This is a genomic window from Ideonella alba (assembly GCF_018069875.1).
Lineage (GTDB): Bacteria > Pseudomonadota > Gammaproteobacteria > Burkholderiales > Burkholderiaceae_C > Ideonella > Ideonella alba.
This window is the reverse complement of record NZ_JAGQDF010000003.1, coordinates 322,973-341,220: the sequence shown is the minus strand read 5'-3', so window position 1 is coordinate 341,220 and position 18,248 is coordinate 322,973. Positions and strand designations below refer to the sequence as shown.

Sequence of the window (18,248 nt, the reverse complement as noted above, 5' to 3'; positions counted from 1 at the left end):
TCCAGCCCGAAAGACCTGCCGTGACGACCAGCACCGCCTTCACCACCCCGGAAGACACCCCGTTCGTGCTTGATGCCAGCCTGCTGGGCTGGCCGCAGACCGAGGACGCGATCACCCTGCACATCGCCGCGCTGAACCTGCGCGGCGAGCTCTACAACGGCGACGAGTTCCTGCAACCGGGCTCGGACATCCCACTGGCCGACGTGCTGGCCGGGCGCGTGCGCTTCGTGCCCGAGGCGAACGACAACGGCGACCGCCTGTCGCTGACCCTGCAGTGGCAGGACGCCAGCGGCACCGCGGTGGCCGACGGCACGGTGCAAGGCACCGTCACCCCGGTGGACGACGCGCCCGCGTTTGGCGAGTTCGGCGGCCAGGGCGTGCTGATGCTGGCCCAGCATGGCCACGATGAATGGGCCACCGGTGCCCAGCTGCTGAGCGACGGCTCGCTGGTGCTGGGCGGCCACCAGCGCAACCTGGCGGGCTTCGATTTCCGCGCCTGGCGGGTGGACGCCGACGGCCGACCCGTCGCCGACTGGGCCGACCGCGGCACCACCACCGTGGACGCGCTGCCCTCCTCGGTCGACCAGGCCAAAGCCGTGCTGGTGCTGGACGACGGCCGCACCCTGCTGGGCGGCTTCGTGGGCGATGGCTGGCGCTACGAGTTCGCCGTGCTGTGCCTGAACGCCGACGGCAGCCGCGACAGCAGCTTCGGCGACAACGGGCTGGTGCGCGTGCCCCTGGGCGCGGGCGACGCCTACGGCAGCAACCTGGTGCAACTGGCCGACGGCCGCATCGTGCTGGGCGGCTGGTCGGTCGACCACAACGGCGCCAGCCTGCTGTGCCTGAACGCCGATGGCAGCATCGCCACCGGGTTCGGCGGCAACGGCAACGGCACGCTGGACGTGCCGCGCATCGACACCGCCGAGGGCCTGCGCGGCCTGGTGGCCAGCGCCGACGGCGGCCTGATCCTCGACTGCAGCGGCTGGACCGAAGGCATGCAGGGCACCCACCGCGTGCTGACCAAGCTGGACGCCAGCGGCGCGCTCGACCTGGCCTGGGGCACCGACGGCAAGGTGGTCCTGCCGCTGCGGATGCCGCAGCCCGGCGACCACAGCCTGGTGCAGATGGCCGACGGCTCGCTGCTGATGTGCGGCTTCACGATGGTCGATGGCCATCCCCACGGCACCGTGCTGCGCCTTCATGCCGACGGCAGCCTCGACACCAGCTTCGGCCAGGACGGCATGGTCGTGCTCGACACCGGCCTGACCGAATCCACCGCCATGCACCTGGCCGTGCTGGCCGACGGCGGCGTCGTGGTGGTGGGCCATGGCGGCACGCTGCTGGACGGCGCCGACGCCGACAGCTTCGCCATCCGGCTGGGCGCGGACGGCAGCCTGGACACCCAGTTCGGCAACGGCGGCGTGGCGCTGCTGCCGGTCAGCAGCGGCCAGGACATCGCCCGCCAGGTGCTGGTGGATGCGCAGGGCCGGGTGCTGATCGTCGGCGACGCGGTCAATGGCGACAACCGCGACAGCTTCGTCGTGCGCCTGCTGGCCGACGGCCAGCTCGACGCCAGCTTTGCCGACACCACCGCCCACTGGCATGTCGGCGACGCGCCGGTGGCCATCGGCCGCTTCGTCGCGCTGCACGACGCCGACCTGGCGGCCCTCAATGGCGAGCAGGGCAACTACGGCGGCTGCACCCTGACCCTGAGCCGCCTGGGCGGCGCCGACCCCGGCGACCAGTTCGCCGTGGCCGCCAACGACGCCGGCCTGCCGGTGGTGGACCTGAGCGGCTGCACCTGGACCCAGGGCGGCGGCACGGTGCAGATCACGCTGGCGCCCGGTTTCACGCAGGCCCAGCTCGATGCGCTGCTGGCCGCGCTGACCTTCCAGCCGGCCGAGGGCACGGCCGCCGGCCAGATCGGCCTGCAGTGGAGTTTCAGCGGCGCCGAGCCGGACGCGGTGCCGGTGACCCATGTGACGATGGTGGACGTCCAGCCCTCGCTGACCGCCGGCCTGGGCGTGGACCTCAACGGCCAGAACCCGGGCACGCTGTCCTACTACGACTTCGGGCCGCACCTGGCCTGGGCGGTGGACGGCGGCTTCGTGCCGGGCCAGCCCAACCCCTTCTGGAACGCGCACATCGGCCTGGACGCCGGCATCTCGTCGATCCTGATCCACACCGACCGCGCCGCCACCAACCTGGACGTGTCGCTGCAATGGCGCCTGGGCTGGGACTCGGTGGACCCCGCCACCGGTGAGCTGCAGCACGACGCCCCCACGCTGGCCTACGCCAGCGCCCAGGACCCGGTGGACTTCACGCTGTGGATCGACGGCCAGAGCGTGGCCCTGCGCGCCAGCAGCGTCGAGGGCGTGGCCGAGGACGGCCAGCCGACCTGGGACCTGCGCATCGACAGCGCCGACGGCAGCGCGCTGGACAGCGCCACGATGCAGGCGGTGCTGCAGCAGATCGGCGTGTCCTATGTGCCGGGGGTGGACCAGCCCTCGCACGCCAGCGTGATCCGCTGGACGGTGTCGATCTCGGCCGACGGCCAGACCTGGGTGGGCGCCGCGGGCGACCAGGCCGGCACGGTGCAGATCGGCATGACCGACCAGGCACCCACACTGATCGCCGCCTTCCACCAGGGCGACCAGGTCAACCTGCACTTCGACACGCCCAACTGGCAGGGCCTGGACAGCCTGCCCAACACCGCGTCCAACGGCTGGCGCGCCGACATGGGCCAGCCCGACCCCTCGCTGTTCACCGTCAGCGTCACGGTGAACGGCCAGACCGAGACCTACGGCGTGCTCAAGGCCGAGATGAACCGCGGCGTGCTGCTGACACTGGACCGCAGCATCCCCGACAACGCCCAGGTCAGCGTCAGCTACCACCCGCCGGCCACCGACCAGGGTGGTCAGGTGGTGCAGGACTGGGTGGGCAACGACGCGCCCGCGGGTGAGGTGGCCTCGCAGCACTACACTGGTCTGCAGTTCGAGGCGCTGGACGGCGCCGCGCGCGGCCTGTCCGGCGGCATGCTCGATGCGCTGCGCGGCTACGCCAGCGCCGATCCGGCCTTCGCCAATTTCGACCAGGCCGGCCAGGTGGTGGCCGAGGCCGACGGTACGCTGACCATCCAGTTCCGCCCCTCGACGCTGGTGGCCAATCCGAACTTCGATGCCAACGCCACCGAAGGGCTGGACAGCCACGCCTTCATGAATGCCCAACTGACGGTGCAGATCGTGCAGTGGGAAGGCATGGGTTGGCACCTGGGCGACTCGGTGATGATGTCCGACCTGTTCTCGCCGGCCCTGGGCATCCAGGCGCTGTCGAACACCGTGTCCTGGCTGGTCGGCGACAGCGCCGACAACGCCACCGACACCCTCGACTTCCTGCGCATCAGCAGCCCCGAGGGCGGCAGCTTCTCGCTGTGGGCCTCGATGAACGAAGCCACCTTCTGGGGCAATGACGTGATGGCCGGCAGCACCGGCAACGACAGCCTGATGGGCTACCAGGGCCAGGACACGATCGACGGCGGGGCTGGCCGCGACTCGATCGACGGCGGCCTGGGCCACGACCAGATCGATGGCGGCGCCGACAACGACCTGCTGATCGGCAACGCCGGCGACGACGTGCTGCAGGGCGGCGCCGGCGGCGACACCCTGCTGGGCGGCGCGGGCGACGACTACATCGACGGCGGCGCGGTCAGCGACCGCATCAACTACACCGACGGCAACGCGCTGAGCTACTCGGGCGTCAACGCCGCGCTGACGATCGACCTCAGCGGCCTGACCGGCAACGGCAGCAGCGGCACCGGCACGGTGACCAGCGCCGACGGCAGCGCGGGCACCGACACCGTGGTGAACGTCAACTTCATCACCGCCGGCAACGGCAACGACGTGATGATCGGCAGCACCGCCGAGCAGTTCGAGATGTTCTACGGCGGTGTCGGCAACGACACCATCGATGGCGGTGCGATCACCGACTACGCGGCCAACCGGCTGAACTACTTCGGCGCCCGTGCCGGTGTCACCGTGGACCTGGCCACCGGCCGTGCCGATACCCGTGACGACACCATCGCCGGCAACGCCGGTCATGATCAGTTCACCAACATCAACCAGGTGCGCGCCTCGGCCTACGCCGACGTGCTGCTGGGCAGCGACGCCACGGCCTACACCGAGTCCTTCGAGGGCATGCAGGGTGACGACATGATCGACGGCCGCGGCGGCTTCGATATCGTCAAGTACGACGCCCCGTCAACCACCAGCGCGGTCACGGTGGATCTGGCGGCGGGCACGGCCCAGGGCAGCTTCATGGGCACCGACACGCTGCTCAACATCGAGGGCGCCTTCGGCTCGGCCTTCGACGACGTGCTGCTCGGCGGCGCCACGGCCAACGGCACCGACTACAGCAACAGCGGCAAGAAGGAAGTGCTGCGCGGCGGCGCCGGCAACGACACGATCAACGGTGGCGCCGGCTTCGACCGCGCCGACTACGCCAGCAGCACCAGCGGCGTCGAGGTCCACCTCAGCTGGGACGCGCAGACAGCCACGCTGGGTGGCTGGGCCCAGGACGGCCTGGGCGGCACCGACGATCTGCGCAACATCGAGCAGGTGCGCGGCTCCGACTTCAACGACCTGATCGTCGGCTCCGACCGCGACACCAAGGCGGTGGATGGCCACTTCGAGCTGCTCGAAGGCCGTGCCGGCAACGACACGATCGACGGCGGCGCCGGCTTCGACATCGCCGACTACGGCACCGCCCGCCAGGGCGTGGTGGCCAGCCTGGCCACCGGCCGCGTCAGCCAGGACGGCTACGGCCACCAGGACCAGCTGCTGCGCATCGAGGGCCTGCGCGGCTCCAACTACGCCGACCTGCTGACCGGCAGCCTGCGCTCGGGCGAGTACCTGGAAGGCGGTGCCGGCAACGACACGCTGGACGGTGGCGCCGGCAGCGACCGCCTGAACGGCGGCGCCGGCGACGACACCTATGTGGTCGACCAGGCCGGCGACATCGTCACCGAGAACGCCGGACAGGGCACCGACACCGTGCGCAGCGCGGTCAACTACACGCTGGGCGCCAACCTGGAGCGGCTGCAGCTGGCCTCGGGCACGCTGGCACTCAGCGGCACCGGCAACAGCCTGGCCAACACGCTGCTGGGCAACAGCGGCGCGAACCTGCTCGACGGCAGCACCGGCGCCGACACCCTGAGCGGCTACGCCGGCGACGACATCTACGTGGTCGACCAGGCCGGCGACGTGGTCACCGAAAGCGCCAGCCAGGGCACCGACACCGTGCGCAGCGCGATCAGCTACACGCTGGGCAGCAACCTGGAGAACCTGGCGCTGCTGGGCAGCGCCGCGATCAACGCCACCGGCAATGGCGCGGCCAACCTGTTGAGCGGCAATGCCGGCGCCAACCTGCTGGACGGCAAGGCCGGCGCCGACACCATGGACGGCGGCGCTGGCGACGACACCTACGTCGTCGATCAGGTCGGCGACGTGGTCACCGAAGGCAGCGCCACCTACGGCACCGACACCGTGCAGTCCGGCGTCAGCTGGACCCTGGGCAACCACCTGGAGAACCTGGTGCTGCTGGGCAGCGCGGTGATCGACGGCACCGGCAATGCGCTGGCCAACCAGATCACCGGCAATGCGGCGGCCAACATCCTGGACGGCGGCCTGGGCGCCGACACGCTGAACGGCGGCGCGGGCGACGACCGCTACATCGTCGACCACGTCGGCGACGTCGTGGTCGAGGGCAGCGCCAGCGGCGGCATCGACACGGTGCAGTCCGGCGTCAGCTACACGCTGGGCGCCAACCTCGAGCACCTGGTGCTGGGCGGCAGCGGCGCGATCAACGGCACCGGCAACGCGCTGGGCAACCAGATCACCGGCAATGCTGCGGCCAACACGCTGGACGGCGGACTCGGCAACGACACCCTCAATGGCGGCGCCGGCAACGACACGTACATCGTTGACAGCAGCGGCGATGTGGTGGTCGAGAGCAGCAGCAGCGGCGGCCTCGACACCGTGCGCGCCTCGGTCAGCGTGACGCTGGGCGCCAATGTCGAGAACCTGGCGCTCACCGGCAGCGCGGCGATCAACGGCACCGGCAATGCGCTGGCCAACCAGCTCACCGGCAACGCCGCCGCCAACACGCTGGACGGCGGCATCGGCGCCGACACGATGGCCGGCGGCGCGGGCGACGACACCTACCTGGTCGACCACCTGGGCGATGTCGTGACCGAACTGGCCGGCGAAGGCACCGACACCGTGGCCTCGCTGCTCAGTGCCTTCACGCTGGGCACCACCATCGAGAACGGCCGCATCGCCAGCACCGGCAGCGCCAACCTGACCGGCAACGCCAGCGCCAACCTGCTGGGCGCCGGCGCGGGCAACAACACCATCGACGGCCTGACCGGCTTCGACACGGTGGACTACGGCAGCGCCACCGGCGCGGTCACGGTCAACCTGGCCAGCACCAGTGCGCAGCTGACCGGCGGCAGCGGCACCGACACGCTGCGCAACATCGAGGCGGTGCTGGGCAGCGGCTTCTCCGACCGCCTGAGCGGCACCTCGGGCGACAACCTGCTGAGCGGCGGCGCCGGCCACGACACGCTGGCCGGCGGGCTGGGCAACGACAGCCTCAGCGGCGGCCTGGGCTCCGACACCTTCCGCTTCGACACCGCCCCCTCGGCCACGCTGAACGCCGACACGATCACCGACTACAGCGTGGCCGATGACAGCTTCTCGCTGGAGAACGGCGTGTTCACCAAGCTGGTCACCACCGGCACGCTGTCGGCGACCTACTTCACCGCCAACACCGCCGGCGTGGCGATGGACGCCAATGACTACCTGGTCTACGACAGCGACGGCGGCCAGCTCTACTACGACGCCGACGGCAACGGCGCCGGCGCCGCGGTGCTGGTGGCCAAGCTGGGGCCCGGACTGGCGCTGAGCGCGCTGGACTTCATCATCACCTGACCCAGGGCCCGGGATCGGGCGGCTGGCGGGCCGCTTTTCCGGGCATTGGCGGGGTGGCAGGCGGCCTAGCATGGCCCAGCCTGGTGCTGCGGCCTGCCCGCGCGCCGCTGTCCCCTGCCCCGCCATGCCCGCCCACGACCGCCCCCCGATGCCCCTGCGTGCCTTCCTGGCGCGGCCGATCGGCGCCGTGCTGGGCCTGAGCCTGGCCGTCAACATCGCGCTGCTGGCGCCGTCGATCTACATGCTGCAGGTCTACGACCGTGTGCTGGTCACCCGCAGTGTCGAGACCCTGGCCATGCTGGCTGTTGCCGCGCTGCTGACGCTGGTGGCGATGGGCGCGCTGGAGCAGTTGCGCTCACGCATGCTGGCGCTGACCGGCCATGCGCTGGAACGCCAGGTGGGCCCCGGCGTGCTCAGCCGCCTGATCACCGCCAGCGCCCGCCAGGAACCCGGTGCCCCCACCGACGGCCTGCGCGATCTGGGCACGCTGCGTGCCTTCATCGGCGGACCCGCGGTGGTGGCGCTGTGCGACGCCCCCTGGGCCCCCGTCTACCTGGCGCTGATCGCCGCCTTCGACCTGCGGCTGGGCGGCCTGGCGCTGCTGTGCGCCGCCGCACTGCTGGGCCTGAGCTGGGCCCAGGACCGCAGCCTGCGTGACCATCAGGCGCGCGTGCAGGCCCAGGCCCGGGCCACGCAGCGGGTGGCCGAGCGCAGCCTGCACAACGCCGAGGTGGTCACCGCGCTGGGCATGGGCGACGCCCTGGCAGCGCAGTGGCTGCGCCAGCTCGACCAGCAACAGCAGACCGCCGAAGACGGCGGCCAGCTGGCCTCGCGCCTGGGCAGCCTCACCCGCACGCTGCGCCAGGCGGTGCAGATCCTGATGCTGGGCCTGGGCGCCTGGCTGGTGATCCGCGGCGGCGCCACGCCGGGTCTGATGATCGCCTGCACCGTGCTGCTGGCCCGCGCGCTGGCGCCGGTGGAGCAGCTGATGGCGCAGTGGCGCCTGCTGGCCGATGCGCGCGCCGCCTACCGTCGCCTGGACCAGTTGCTGCAACTGCCGCTGGAGGCCACCGCTGCCACCGCGCTGCCGCGCCCCAGCGGCGCGCTCACCGTGGAACAGCTCAGCGCCAGCGTGCCCGGCGGCCAGCGCCTGCTGCTGCGCCAGGTCAGCCTGTCGGCGCGTCCGGGCGAGGTGCTGGCGGTGATCGGCGGCAGCGGCGCCGGCAAGACCACGCTGGCCCGCCTGCTGGTGGGCGTGCTGCGCCCGGCCGCCGGGGCGGTGCGTCTGGATGGCGCCGACATCCGCCACTGGGACCCGGCCCGCCTGGGCCCGGCGCTGGGCTACCTGCCGCAGGACGTGGAGCTGTTCGCCGGCACCGTGGCCGAGAACATCGCCCGCTTCGGCAACGCCCAGGCCGAGGCGGTGATCGCCGCCGCGCAGGCGGCCCAGGTGCATGACTTCATCGTTCGCCTGCCGCAGGGCTACGACACGCCGGTGGGCGAGCGTGGCATGGCCTTGTCGGGTGGCCAGCGCCAGCGCATCGCGCTGGCCCGCGCGCTGTACGGCGAGCCCGCGCTGGTGGTGCTGGACGAGCCCGACGCCAGCCTGGACGGCGAGGGCGAGGACGCGCTGGTGGCCGCCATCGCCGGCCTGAAGGCGCGCGGCGCCACCGTGGTGGCGGTGACCCAGCGCCGGCGCCTGCTGTCGGTGGCCGACCAGGTGGTGGTGCTGAAGGAGGGCAGCGTCGAGCGCACCGTCGCCCGCAACGAGGCCCCCCAGAACCCGCCCGGCGACGTGCCACGCGACCCGGCGCAGAGCGCGCCGCACAACGCGCCGCGCGACACACCCCAAGACACCCCGAACAACGCCGCCACCCCGGCGGTGCCCGCATGACCGCTGCCGTCGCTCCCCGGCCCGCCGACCCGGTGCCCGGCCTGCGCCCGCTGCAGCGCCAGGCGCTGTGGATCATCGGCGCCTGGCTGGCGCTGATGACGGCTTGGTTGACCCTGGCCCCGATCGCCGGTGGCGTGGTGGCCCAGGGCGTGGTGAAGGTGGACGCCAACCGCCGCACCGTCACCCACCGCGACGGCGGCACCGTCGCCCGCATCGCGGTGAGTGAAGGCCAGCTGGTGCGCCGCGGCGAGCTGCTGGTGGAGCTGGAGGACGTGCGCGTGGACGCGTCGCAGGACCAGCTGCGCGCCGCCTTCGCCGCCGACCGGCTGCGCCAGTCGCGGCTGCAGGCCGAGGTGGCCCAGGCCGCGCAGTGGCAGCCGCCAGCGGCCCTGCTGCGCGAGTTGGCCGATGTGAAGCGCCTGCCCGAACTGGCCGCCCAGGAACGCGCCGCCTTCGCGGCGCGCCGCGCCAACCTGGTGGCCCAGATCGACGGCCAGTCGCAGCAGATCCGCGACACCCGCACCGAGATCGAGGTGCGCGAGCGCGAGCGGGTGAACTCGCAGCGCGCGCTGGCCCTGATGACCGAGGAGTTGCGCGCCAACCAGGCGCTGGAGGCGCAGAACTTCGTCGGCCGCGCCCGCGTGCTGGGGCTGGAGCGCAACGCCAGCGAATACCAGTCGCGCCACCTGGCCAACGAGGCCGAGCTGGCCCAGGCCCGCCAGCGCCTGGGCGCGCTGGACGCGCGCAGCCGCAGCCTGCGCGACAGCTATGTGCAGACCGCCAGCGACGAGCTGCGCGAGCTGGGCCCGCGCCTGGCCGAGACCGAGCAGCGCCTGCGCGCCAGCAGCGACGACCAGAGCCGCCAGCGCGTGCTGGCGCCGGTGGACGGCCGGCTGCTGAACCTGCGCGTCAACACCCCCGGTTCGGCGCTGGGTCCGCGCGAGCCGGTGGTCGACATCGTGCCGGCCGATGCGCCGCTGTTCGTCGAAGCCCGCCTGCCGCTGGACGCCGGCGCCGACGTGCGCGAAGGCATGGCCGCCGAGCTGAAGCTGCTGACCGGCGCGCAGCGCTTCGAGCGGCTGCTGGCGGCGCGCGTGCAGCGCGTCTCGGCCGATGCGCTGACCGACGAGCGCAACGGCAGCGCCTACTTCACCGTGCTGCTGCAGGTGGACGCCGACGAGGCCCGCCGCGCCGCGCTGCCGCTGCGCCCCGGCATGGCCGCCGAGGTCTACATCCGGGTGACCGAGCGCAGCGCGCTGGACTTCCTGCTGGAACCGGTGGCCGGCTTCTTCCGCCAGGGCTTCCGCGAACGCTGAGCAAGCCAGCCTTCCCCAAGGCCACCGTCCGGGCTGCGCGGCGGGACGCCGGTTTCTGGCTCAGCCAAGCCCTGGCCGATAGGGCCCGCGACGGTGTGGTGCCTACCCATGACCACACGCCCGGCCACAGCGCCTTCCTGTTCAGCGCCAAGGGCCGGCAGTTGTTGGTCTGGGGCCACGTGGTGCACTCGCACGCGGTGCAGTTCGCCCACCCCGAGGTGTCACTCGAGTTCGACGTCGACCAGAAGCAGGTGATTGCCACCCGCAAGGCGCTGTTCCAGCGTGCCGCCCAAGCCGGCTGGCAGATCGCCGGCGCGCACCTGCCCTTCCCCGGCCTGGGCCGCATCCGCAAGGACCCGAAGGGCTGTACGTGGGTGCCGGTGGAGTTCGGGCCGATCCGGGCAGACCGGCCCTGAGACCTGCGCGCTGGGGGTCCAACTCGGGCGGACCGCGCGGCGAACTCAGCGCCTGGCCGGTCGCCGCGAGGCCGGGTCCAGCACGTTCAGGAGCCGTCACGCACCAGGCGGATCGGGAACTCGGTGGGCGTGGTGTAGCCGGGAAGGACATGGCCGATGTCGAAGTTGACGACCCAGGGGTACAGCGGGTTGTAGTTCGAGAACGTGGATGTCCAGGTGAGCGCGCGCGGGGTGTTCGGAAACACCGCCCTGTCGATGGCTGGTCCCACTTCGTCCAGGCTGACCAGGCTGAACAGTTCCTTCACGTTGGGCAGCCTCCAGCCGGTTCCGCCCGCGGCCGCTGCGCGCGCCTGATCCAGGGCCCCTTGCCAGGTGTAGCGGGTGGCGGTGCTGGGGTCACCACAGCCCGAACCGTCCCAGGTCTGCCCCTCGGCGCAGCGGCGCCAGACCAGCCCCGTCATGCGGTCGGTCACCTCGGCGCCAATGGGCACGAAGCGGTCGCCCTGGGCCCAGCGGGCGCCACGGACAAGGCGGACGGGCAGGGCGTCGGATTGGCCCCAGAGGTTGTCGATCTCGCCGCCGACCCACGGTAGGGGAGCGCTCGCGAACTGCACGGACCACCGCCCCGGGGGGAAGCCCACGACACCAGTAGAGGTCCGGTAGGGCTGGCCCACGGTGTGGGGGAACCATGCGGTGTCGATGGGCAAGTTCGGTGAGGTCTGACCGTAGTCGACCAGGCTCTGCAGTTCCCAGGCCGTGGGCAGCCGCCAGTCGGTGGCACCGCACAGGCCAGCCGCGTTGACGGCGGGCACGAACTCGCTGGCATCGCCCGGGCGGCCGTCGCGGTAGTCGGTGTAGGTGTGGTGCTGGTCGCGCAGACCGCCTTCGTCGGTCTTGACCTCCCACACCAGGCCGGTGACCTTGTCCTTGACGCAGGACCACGCGGTGGCCTTGGGCGGCAGCTCGGTGCCGTCCGCGGCGATCTTGACGAAGCTGAAGCCGGCGCGGCCATCGCGCTTCCTGGGGTTGCTCACATCGCGGCCGAACTCGCCATCCTGGCCAGAGCCCGCGCACGGCAGCCGGCTGCCGTTGGAGGGATCGAGGCAGGTGGTGCGCCCGGTGTCGTTGAGGTTGAGCTTCTGGAATGACACGGTGGCAGGCTGGGCAGCGCGTGCCGGCGCCACCGACTGGGCCAGCGCGGCCGGCCCCAGGAGCCACGCCAGACCGCCCAGCCCTGCGGCCCATACGCTCCCCCACACGTTCCCCCACGGGCGCCAGGCGCCGGCCTGCGCGCCCTCTGCGCGCCGTCGTTGCAACTTCATTCACCCCTCCTGGGCTTAGCACGGGTCACCGGCGGCGCCATGGCGCTCTTCGCCGTGGCCCGATGGCTCCGCGACCGACGCTAGCTGCGCAACCCGCCTCTCACCACGCGGTTTTCCCGGGGCGCCGGTGGCATTCGGGCCGATCTGTGCCGATCGGGGTCGATTGGCTGTGAACTTTTCCCCGATGCCGGTGACGGGCAGACGGTGCGGTACTCGGCAGCCCTTCGGGTATGCGTCGGCAGGCTGAGCCCAGCCGTGCGCGTCAGTGACGGACCGGCCGCCGTCGCCGAGCCGCGGCGGCGGGCTGTGCAGGTCCCGGGGCGCCGGCAGTGTCGAGCACCGCCAGCCGTTCGCGCAGCGGCCCGACGGCGGCGTCGATGAAGGCCCGCGTCTTCATCGGCAGCCGCCCCTGGCCGGGATAGATCAGGCTGGCCGGCACCGCGGGCGGCTCCTGGTCGACCAGCACGCGCTGCAGCGTGCCGGCATGCAAGGCGGCGGCCACCTGGTAGGACAGCACCCGCGTCAGGCCGAGGCCGAGGAGGGCGGCGTCGATGGCGGCGTCGGCGGTGGACACCACCAGGCGCGAGCAGACGGGCACCCGCCGTTTCTGACCGGCGGTATCGGCGAAAGTCCAGGCGTCGGCGGCCTCCAGGCCGTCGAAGCTGATGCATCGGTGCGAGGCGAGATCGTCCAGCGAGTGCGGCGTGCCGTGACGCGCCAGGTAGGCCGGGCTGGCACAGACCACGCGGCGGACCGCGCCCACCGGGATGGCCACGAGGTTGCTGTCCGGCAGCGCGCCGATCCGAAGGGCCAGGTCGACATGCTCCTCGATGAGGTTGACGTTGCGGTCGCCCAGGCGCAGCTGGATGTCGACCTCGGGATGCGCTTCCAGGAAGGCCGCCGCCACCGGCAGCACATGCAGCCGCCCGAAGACGATGGGCGCGGCCAGCACCAACTGGCCGGCCACCTGGGCATAGGCGCCCGAGGCGACGCGTTCGGCCTCGTCCACCTGCTCCAGGATCTGCCGGCAGGCGAGCAGGTAGTCGCGACCGGCGTCGGTCAGCACCAGCTTGCGGGTCGAACGTGTGATCAGGCGGGTGCCGAGGTGCGCCTCCAGATCCGCCAGCTTGCGGCTGACGGTGGCCAGCGGCACCCCCAGCGCGCGACCGGCCGCAGACAGGCTGCCGGCATCGGCGATGGCGGCGAACACCGCCATGGCATCAAGACGATCCATCGCGCTTGATCACTGTTTCAAATTTCGAGATAAACATTCGCATCAACGCAGTCTAGTTCAACGAAACGGGAATATCTACAGTCTCCTCACCGGCATTCACCGGCCCTCACCACCTCTGGAGAACACAGCATGTCCCGCCTCACCACCCCCGCCAGCATCGACGCCGCCCCGGCCCCGGCCCGCCCGCTGCTCAACGCCGTGAACCAGCAGCTCGGCAGCGTGCCCAACCTGTTTCGCGTGGTCGCCAACAGCCCCGCGGCGCTGGAGGGCTACCTGGGCCTGTCGGGCGCGCTGGCCAAGGGCAGCCTGCCAGCCCCGACCCGCGAGCGCATCGCGCTGGCCGTCGCGCAGATCAACGACTGCGGCTACTGCCTGTCGGCCCACAGCTACCTGGGCAAGCACCTGGCCCAGCTGGGCGAGGCCGAAATCGCCGCCAACCGCCACGGCCGCTCGCTGGACCCGAAGGCCGAAGCGGCGGTGCGCTTCGCGACCCAGGTGATGCACGCCCGCGGGCATGTGTCCGACGCCGAGGTGCAGGCGGTGCGCCTGGCCGGCTACGACGACGCGCAGATCGTGGAGATCGTCCAGCACGTGGCCCTGAACACCTGGACCAACTACCTGAACTCGGTGGCGCAGACCGAGATCGACTTCCCCGTCGCTCAGGCCCTGGCCGCCTGAGTGTTGGACCCGCGGCCCCAGGCAGCGCGTCAGGCGCGCCGCTGCGGGCCGTGCACAACAACTTGCTGGAGAACCTGTGATGCCCCGTCCCCCGCTGCCGCCCTTCACCCTGGAGACCGCCACGCAGAAGGTCCGCCTGGCCGAGGACGCCTGGAACAGCCGCGATCCTGCGCGCGTGGCCCTGGCCTACACGCCGGACAGCCGCTGGCGCAACCGATCGACCTTCGTGCAGGGCCGCGCCGAGATCGAGCACTTCCTCAGCGACAAATGGCAGCGCGAACTCGACTACCGCCTGATCAAGGAGCTCTGGGCGTTTCGCGAGGACCGCATCGCGGTGCGCTTCGCCTACGAGTGGCACGACGCCTCGGGCCAGTGGTTCCGCAGCTATGGCAACGAGAACTGGGCCTTCGACGCCGAGGGACTGATGCACACGCGCATCGCCAGCATCAACGACCTGCCGATCAACGCAGCGCAGCGCCTGTACCACTGGCCGGCAGGCCGGCGGCCGGACGACCACGCCGGCCTGTCCGCGCTGGGGCTGTGACCATGGCCGACACGCACACCGTGGCCAGCGACGTGGCCTTCACCGACACCGTCAAGGCGATCCAGGCGCGCAAGGGCTCGCGCCCGGCCTATGCGCGCATGGAGGCCGGCGGCTCCTGGGCGTCGGTCATCACCGCCGAGCTGCAGGCCGAGATCGAGGCCCAGACCAGCGTCTTCCTGGCCACCGCCAATGCCGACGGTCAGCCCTACATCCAGCACCGCGGCGGGCCGGCCGGCTTCCTGCGGGTGCTGGACGCGCACACGATCGGCTTCGCGGACTATGTCGGCAACCGCCAGTACATCACCCAGGGCAATCTGCAGGACAACGCCAAGGCCCATCTCTTCCTGATCGACTATGCGCAGCAACGCCGCATCAAGCTCTGGGGCACGGCGCGTGTGGTGGAAGGTGACGAGGCGCTGCTGCGCCAGCTGATGCCGCCGGGCTACCGCGCGCGGCCGGAGCAGGTGGTGCTGTTCACCGTCAGCGCCTGGGACGTGAATTGCCCGCAGCACATTCCGCAGCGCTTCGAGGCCGCGCAGGTGCAGGCCGCGATCCAATCGCGCGATGACCGCATCGCCGCGCTGGAAGCCGAGCTGGCGCGCTGCCGGCGAAGCCCGGAGGAACGCCCCCCACTACCCTAGCGCGGCCGCGGCCGCCCGCACCACCGCCCGGGTCAAGCCATCCAGCAAGCCCGACGCCGCCCGGGCCTGGTGCCAGTACAGCGGCACCTCCAGCACCGCCCCCGGCACCAGCTCCACCAGCGCGCCGCGCCGCAACGCGTCGGCCACCAGCGGCAGCGGGTGCATGCCCCAGCCCATGCCGGCCAGCGCGGCAGTGACAAAGGCCTGGGACGAGGGCAGGGTGTGGCGCGGCAGCTCCACGTGGCGGTGGCAGACGCGGCGGGCCCAGCGCTGCTGCAACTCGTCCTTGGTGCTGAAGACCAGGCTGGGCGCGCGGGCCAGGCTGCCGGCGCCCACGCCGTCGGCGAAGTGGCGCGCCATGAAGGCGGGGCTGGCGGCGGCCAGGTAGCGCATCGCACCCAGCGGCTGGCTGTTGCAGCCGGCGGGCGCGCGCGGCGCCGACGACACCGCCGCCAGCACGGCGCCGCTGCGCAGCCAGCCGGCGGTGTGCTCCTCGTCGTCCACCGCCACCTGCATCAGCACCGGGGCGTCGGCCGCGAAGGCCGCCAGCGCAGGGGCGAACCAGGTGGCCAGGCTGTCGGCATTGACGGCCACCGGCAGCGGCACGCGCACGCCGTCCTGCGGCGCCAGCGTGGGCAGCGCGCCCTGCAGCTCCTGCTCCAGCAGGCGCACGCGGTCGACGTGCTGGCACAGGCGGCGGCCGGCCTCGGTGGCGGTGCAGGGCTGGCCGCGCAGCACCAGCGCGCAGCCGCTGCGCTCCTCCAGCCAGCGGATGCGCTGCGACACCGCCGAGGGCGTGACATGCAGTGCGCGCGCGGCGCGCTCGAAGCTGCCTTCGCGCACCACGGCGGCCAGCGCGGCGAGTGCGGCGTAGTCCAACATGGATTCAGTTTTCCTTATGTTCGGTTAGCGGATTGAGTTTGTCTTCATCGACGGTCGCTGGCAAGCTGAGCCCATGAATGACGACTTCCCGGCCGCAGCGCCGGTCTTCCTGCAGGGTCTGGCGCTGGGCGGCAGCCTGATCGTGGCGATCGGCGCGCAGAACGCCTTCGTGCTGCGCCAGGGCCTGCGGCGCGAGCATGTGGGGCCGATCGTTGCGTTCTGCGCGCTGGCCGATGTGGCGCTGATCGCCGCCGGCGTGCTGGGCCTGGGCCAGGCACTGGGCGATCGGCCGGGGCTGGCGCGCGCGCTGGCGCTGGGCGGCGCGCTGTTCCTGGCGGGGTACGCCTGGCGTGCGCTGCGCCGGGCGCTGCACACCGAATCACTGCAGGCCGCACCCGGCGGCGCGCCGATGGCGCTGGGCGCGGCGCTGGCCCAGGCCGCCGCCTTCACGCTGCTCAATCCGCATGTCTACCTGGACACGGTGCTGCTGGTGGGCAGCATCGGGGCGCAGCAGCCGCCGGCACTGCGCGGCGCCTTCATTGGCGGCGCCGGCAGCGCCAGCGCACTGTGGTTCGGCGCGCTGGGCTACGGCGCGCGCTGGCTGGCACCGGTGTTTGCGCGGCCGCGCGCCTGGCAGTGGCTGGACGGTCTGATCGGTGCCACGATGGCGCTGCTGGCCGCGCTGCTGCTGCGCGAAGCCCTGGCCTGAAGGACCGCCGCCGATGTACATCCCCCGCCTGCATGCGATGCCCGAGCGCGCCGACGCGCTGGCGCTGGTCGACGCCCACCCGCTGGGCACCTGGGTCACGGCCGCTGGCGGTGAACTGCAGGCGCACCACCTGCCCAGCCTGCTGGAGCCCGACCACGGAGCGCACGGTCGCCTGTGGGCCCACGTGTCGCGCGCCAACCCGCTGTGGCGCGCGCTGGGCGACGGGGCGCCGGCGCTGGTGGCGTTCCGCGGCCCGCAGGCCTACATCACGCCCGGCTGGTACCCGGGCAAGGCCGCGCACGGCCGGGTGGTGCCCACCTGGAACGACGTGGCCGTGCACCTGCACGGCAGCGCCCGCGCAGTCGATGAGCCGGCCGCGCTGCGCGCGCTGCTGGACCGCCTGAGCGCGCGCCATGAGGCCGCCCAGGCCCGCCCCTGGCAGCCCGCCGACGCGCCCGCCGACTACCTGGACGGGCTGCTGCGCGGGATCGTCGGCATCGAGTTGGTGATCGATCGCATCGAGGCCCGCCGCAAGGCCAGCCAGGACGAGGACCTGGCCGACCGCCACGGCACGGTGGCCGGCCTGCGCACCCAGCCGGGCGACGACGCGCGGGCGATGGCGGACATCGTGCAGCGCACGCTGGATTGACGGGCTGTCACCCGAGCGGCAGCGCCGGGTCGGCGCTTCATGGTCGAATCAGGGCCATGAGCACTGCCAACCCCCTTCGCTTTGATGGCCGCGTGGCCATCGTCACCGGTGCCGGCGGCGGCCTGGGCCGCCAGCATGCGCTGGCCCTGGCGGCCCGCGGCGCCAAGGTCATCGTCAATGATTTCGCGCCCGCGCATGGCAGCGACAGCCCGGCCGACGCCGTGGTGGCCGCGATCCGCGCCGCCGGTGGCGAGGCGCTGGCCAACGGCGCCTCGGTCACCGACTTCACCGCCGTGCAGGCCATGGTGCAGCAGGCGATGGATGCCTGGGGCCGGGTGGACATCCTGGTCAACAACGCCGGCATCCTGCGCGACAAGAGCTTCGCCAAGATGGACCTGGACGATTTCCGCCTCGTGATGGACGTGCACCTGATGGGCGCGGTCCACTGCTGCAAGGCGGTGTGGGAGATCATGCGCGCGCAGAACCACGGCCGCATCGTGATGACCACCTCGTCCTCGGGCCTGTACGGCAACTTCGGCCAGAGCAACTACGGCGCCGCCAAGATGGCGCTGGTGGGGCTGATGCAGACGCTGTCGCTGGAGGGCGCGAAGAACAACATCCGAGTCAACTGCCTGGCACCCACCGCCGCCACCCGCATGACCGAAGGCCTGATGCCGCAGGCCGTGCTGGACCTGCTCAAGCCCGAGGCGGTGACGCCCGCGCTGCTGCACCTGTGCCACGACGACGCACCCACCCGCGCGATCGCCTGCGCCGGCGCCGGCACCTTCGAGCGCGCCTACATCACGCTCACCCAGGGCGTGCACCTGGGCCTGGCGCCGGACACGCCCGAGCAGGTGGCCGCGCAGTGGGAGGAGATCTCGCAGCGCGACGAGGGCGAGGTGGTGCCCGAATCGGGCTCGGCCCAGGGCACCAACGAGGTCGGCCAGGCGATGCGCGCCGCGCGCTGAGCGGCGGCT

At 72.2% G+C, this 18,248-nt stretch carries 13 protein-coding genes; 10 read left to right on the top strand and 3 right to left on the bottom strand.

All coding sequences use genetic code 11. The features are described from left to right. Nucleotides 1–20: 20 nt before the first annotated feature. The 4 genes from KAK07_RS06815 to KAK07_RS06800 all read left to right on the top strand — a co-directional run bounded on the left by KAK07_RS06815 (nucleotide 21) and on the right by KAK07_RS06800 (nucleotide 10,612). The gene (locus tag KAK07_RS06815) at nucleotides 21–6,986 is read left to right on the top strand and encodes a SwmB domain-containing protein (protein ID WP_210859773.1); all 6,966 of its coding nucleotides are present in this window, start codon (nucleotides 21–23) and stop codon (nucleotides 6,984–6,986) included. A gap of 148 nt (nucleotides 6,987–7,134) precedes the next feature. After that, nucleotides 7,135–8,880 (top strand): type I secretion system permease/ATPase, encoded by a 1,746-nt coding sequence (locus KAK07_RS06810; protein ID WP_210859772.1) that lies wholly within the window; start codon nucleotides 7,135–7,137, stop codon nucleotides 8,878–8,880. Next, on the top strand, nucleotides 8,877–10,196 hold the full coding sequence (locus tag KAK07_RS06805; protein WP_210859771.1) for an HlyD family type I secretion periplasmic adaptor subunit: 1,320 nt from the start codon (nucleotides 8,877–8,879) through the stop codon (nucleotides 10,194–10,196). Before KAK07_RS06810 ends, KAK07_RS06805 begins: the two co-directional genes overlap by 4 nt. 98 nt (nucleotides 10,197–10,294) lie before the next feature. Beyond that, complete coding sequence (locus KAK07_RS06800) at nucleotides 10,295–10,612, top strand: MBL fold metallo-hydrolase (protein ID WP_210859770.1); 318 nt, start codon at nucleotides 10,295–10,297, stop codon at nucleotides 10,610–10,612. An 86-nt stretch (nucleotides 10,613–10,698) separates the two neighbouring features. Here KAK07_RS06800 and KAK07_RS06795 read toward each other — a convergent pair whose 3' ends face one another. Then, nucleotides 10,699–11,934 carry an Lcl C-terminal domain-containing protein gene (locus KAK07_RS06795; protein WP_210859769.1) on the bottom strand — a complete coding sequence of 412 codons (1,236 nt, stop codon included), beginning with the start codon at nucleotides 11,932–11,934 and terminating at the stop codon, nucleotides 10,699–10,701. 262 nt (nucleotides 11,935–12,196) lie between these two features. Next, entirely contained in the window at nucleotides 12,197–13,168 is a 972-nt protein-coding gene (locus KAK07_RS06790) for a LysR family transcriptional regulator (protein ID WP_210859767.1), read from the bottom strand. Between the two features lie 129 nt (nucleotides 13,169–13,297). Here KAK07_RS06790 and KAK07_RS06785 point away from each other — a divergent pair, with 129 nt between their 5' ends. From KAK07_RS06785 to KAK07_RS06775, 3 genes are all read left to right on the top strand, one after another. Next, nucleotides 13,298–13,846 (top strand): carboxymuconolactone decarboxylase family protein, encoded by a 549-nt coding sequence (locus KAK07_RS06785; RefSeq protein ID WP_210859765.1) that lies wholly within the window; start codon nucleotides 13,298–13,300, stop codon nucleotides 13,844–13,846. Between the two features lie 79 nt (nucleotides 13,847–13,925). Then, a complete protein-coding gene (locus KAK07_RS06780) occupies nucleotides 13,926–14,390 on the top strand; it encodes a nuclear transport factor 2 family protein (protein WP_210859763.1) in 465 nt (154 codons plus the stop codon). Next, on the top strand, nucleotides 14,387–15,031 hold the full coding sequence (locus KAK07_RS06775; protein WP_210859761.1) for a pyridoxamine 5'-phosphate oxidase family protein: 645 nt from the start codon (nucleotides 14,387–14,389) through the stop codon (nucleotides 15,029–15,031). The genes KAK07_RS06780 and KAK07_RS06775 overlap by 4 nt, the downstream gene beginning before the upstream one ends. Here the strand turns inward: KAK07_RS06775 and KAK07_RS06770 are convergent. After that, on the bottom strand, nucleotides 15,023–15,913 hold the full coding sequence (locus KAK07_RS06770) for a LysR family transcriptional regulator ArgP (protein WP_210859759.1): 891 nt from the start codon (nucleotides 15,911–15,913) through the stop codon (nucleotides 15,023–15,025). The genes KAK07_RS06775 and KAK07_RS06770 overlap by 9 nt on opposite strands. 73 nt (nucleotides 15,914–15,986) lie before the next feature. Here KAK07_RS06770 and KAK07_RS06765 point away from each other — a divergent pair, with 73 nt between their 5' ends. From KAK07_RS06765 to KAK07_RS06755, 3 genes are read left to right on the top strand one after another with little or no spacing between them, the layout of a single operon-like run. Beyond that, nucleotides 15,987–16,622 carry a LysE/ArgO family amino acid transporter gene (locus KAK07_RS06765; protein ID WP_210851289.1) on the top strand — a complete coding sequence of 212 codons (636 nt, stop codon included), beginning with the start codon at nucleotides 15,987–15,989 and terminating at the stop codon, nucleotides 16,620–16,622. 13 nt (nucleotides 16,623–16,635) lie between these two features. Next, nucleotides 16,636–17,271, top strand: a complete 636-nt coding sequence (locus KAK07_RS06760; RefSeq protein ID WP_210851288.1) for an FMN-binding negative transcriptional regulator — start codon at nucleotides 16,636–16,638, stop codon at nucleotides 17,269–17,271. Nucleotides 17,272–17,327: 56 nt separating this feature from the next. After that, nucleotides 17,328–18,239: an SDR family NAD(P)-dependent oxidoreductase gene (locus KAK07_RS06755; protein ID WP_210851287.1), complete on the top strand. Its 912-nt coding sequence runs from the start codon at nucleotides 17,328–17,330 to the stop codon at nucleotides 18,237–18,239. Nucleotides 18,240–18,248 lie beyond the last annotated feature (9 nt).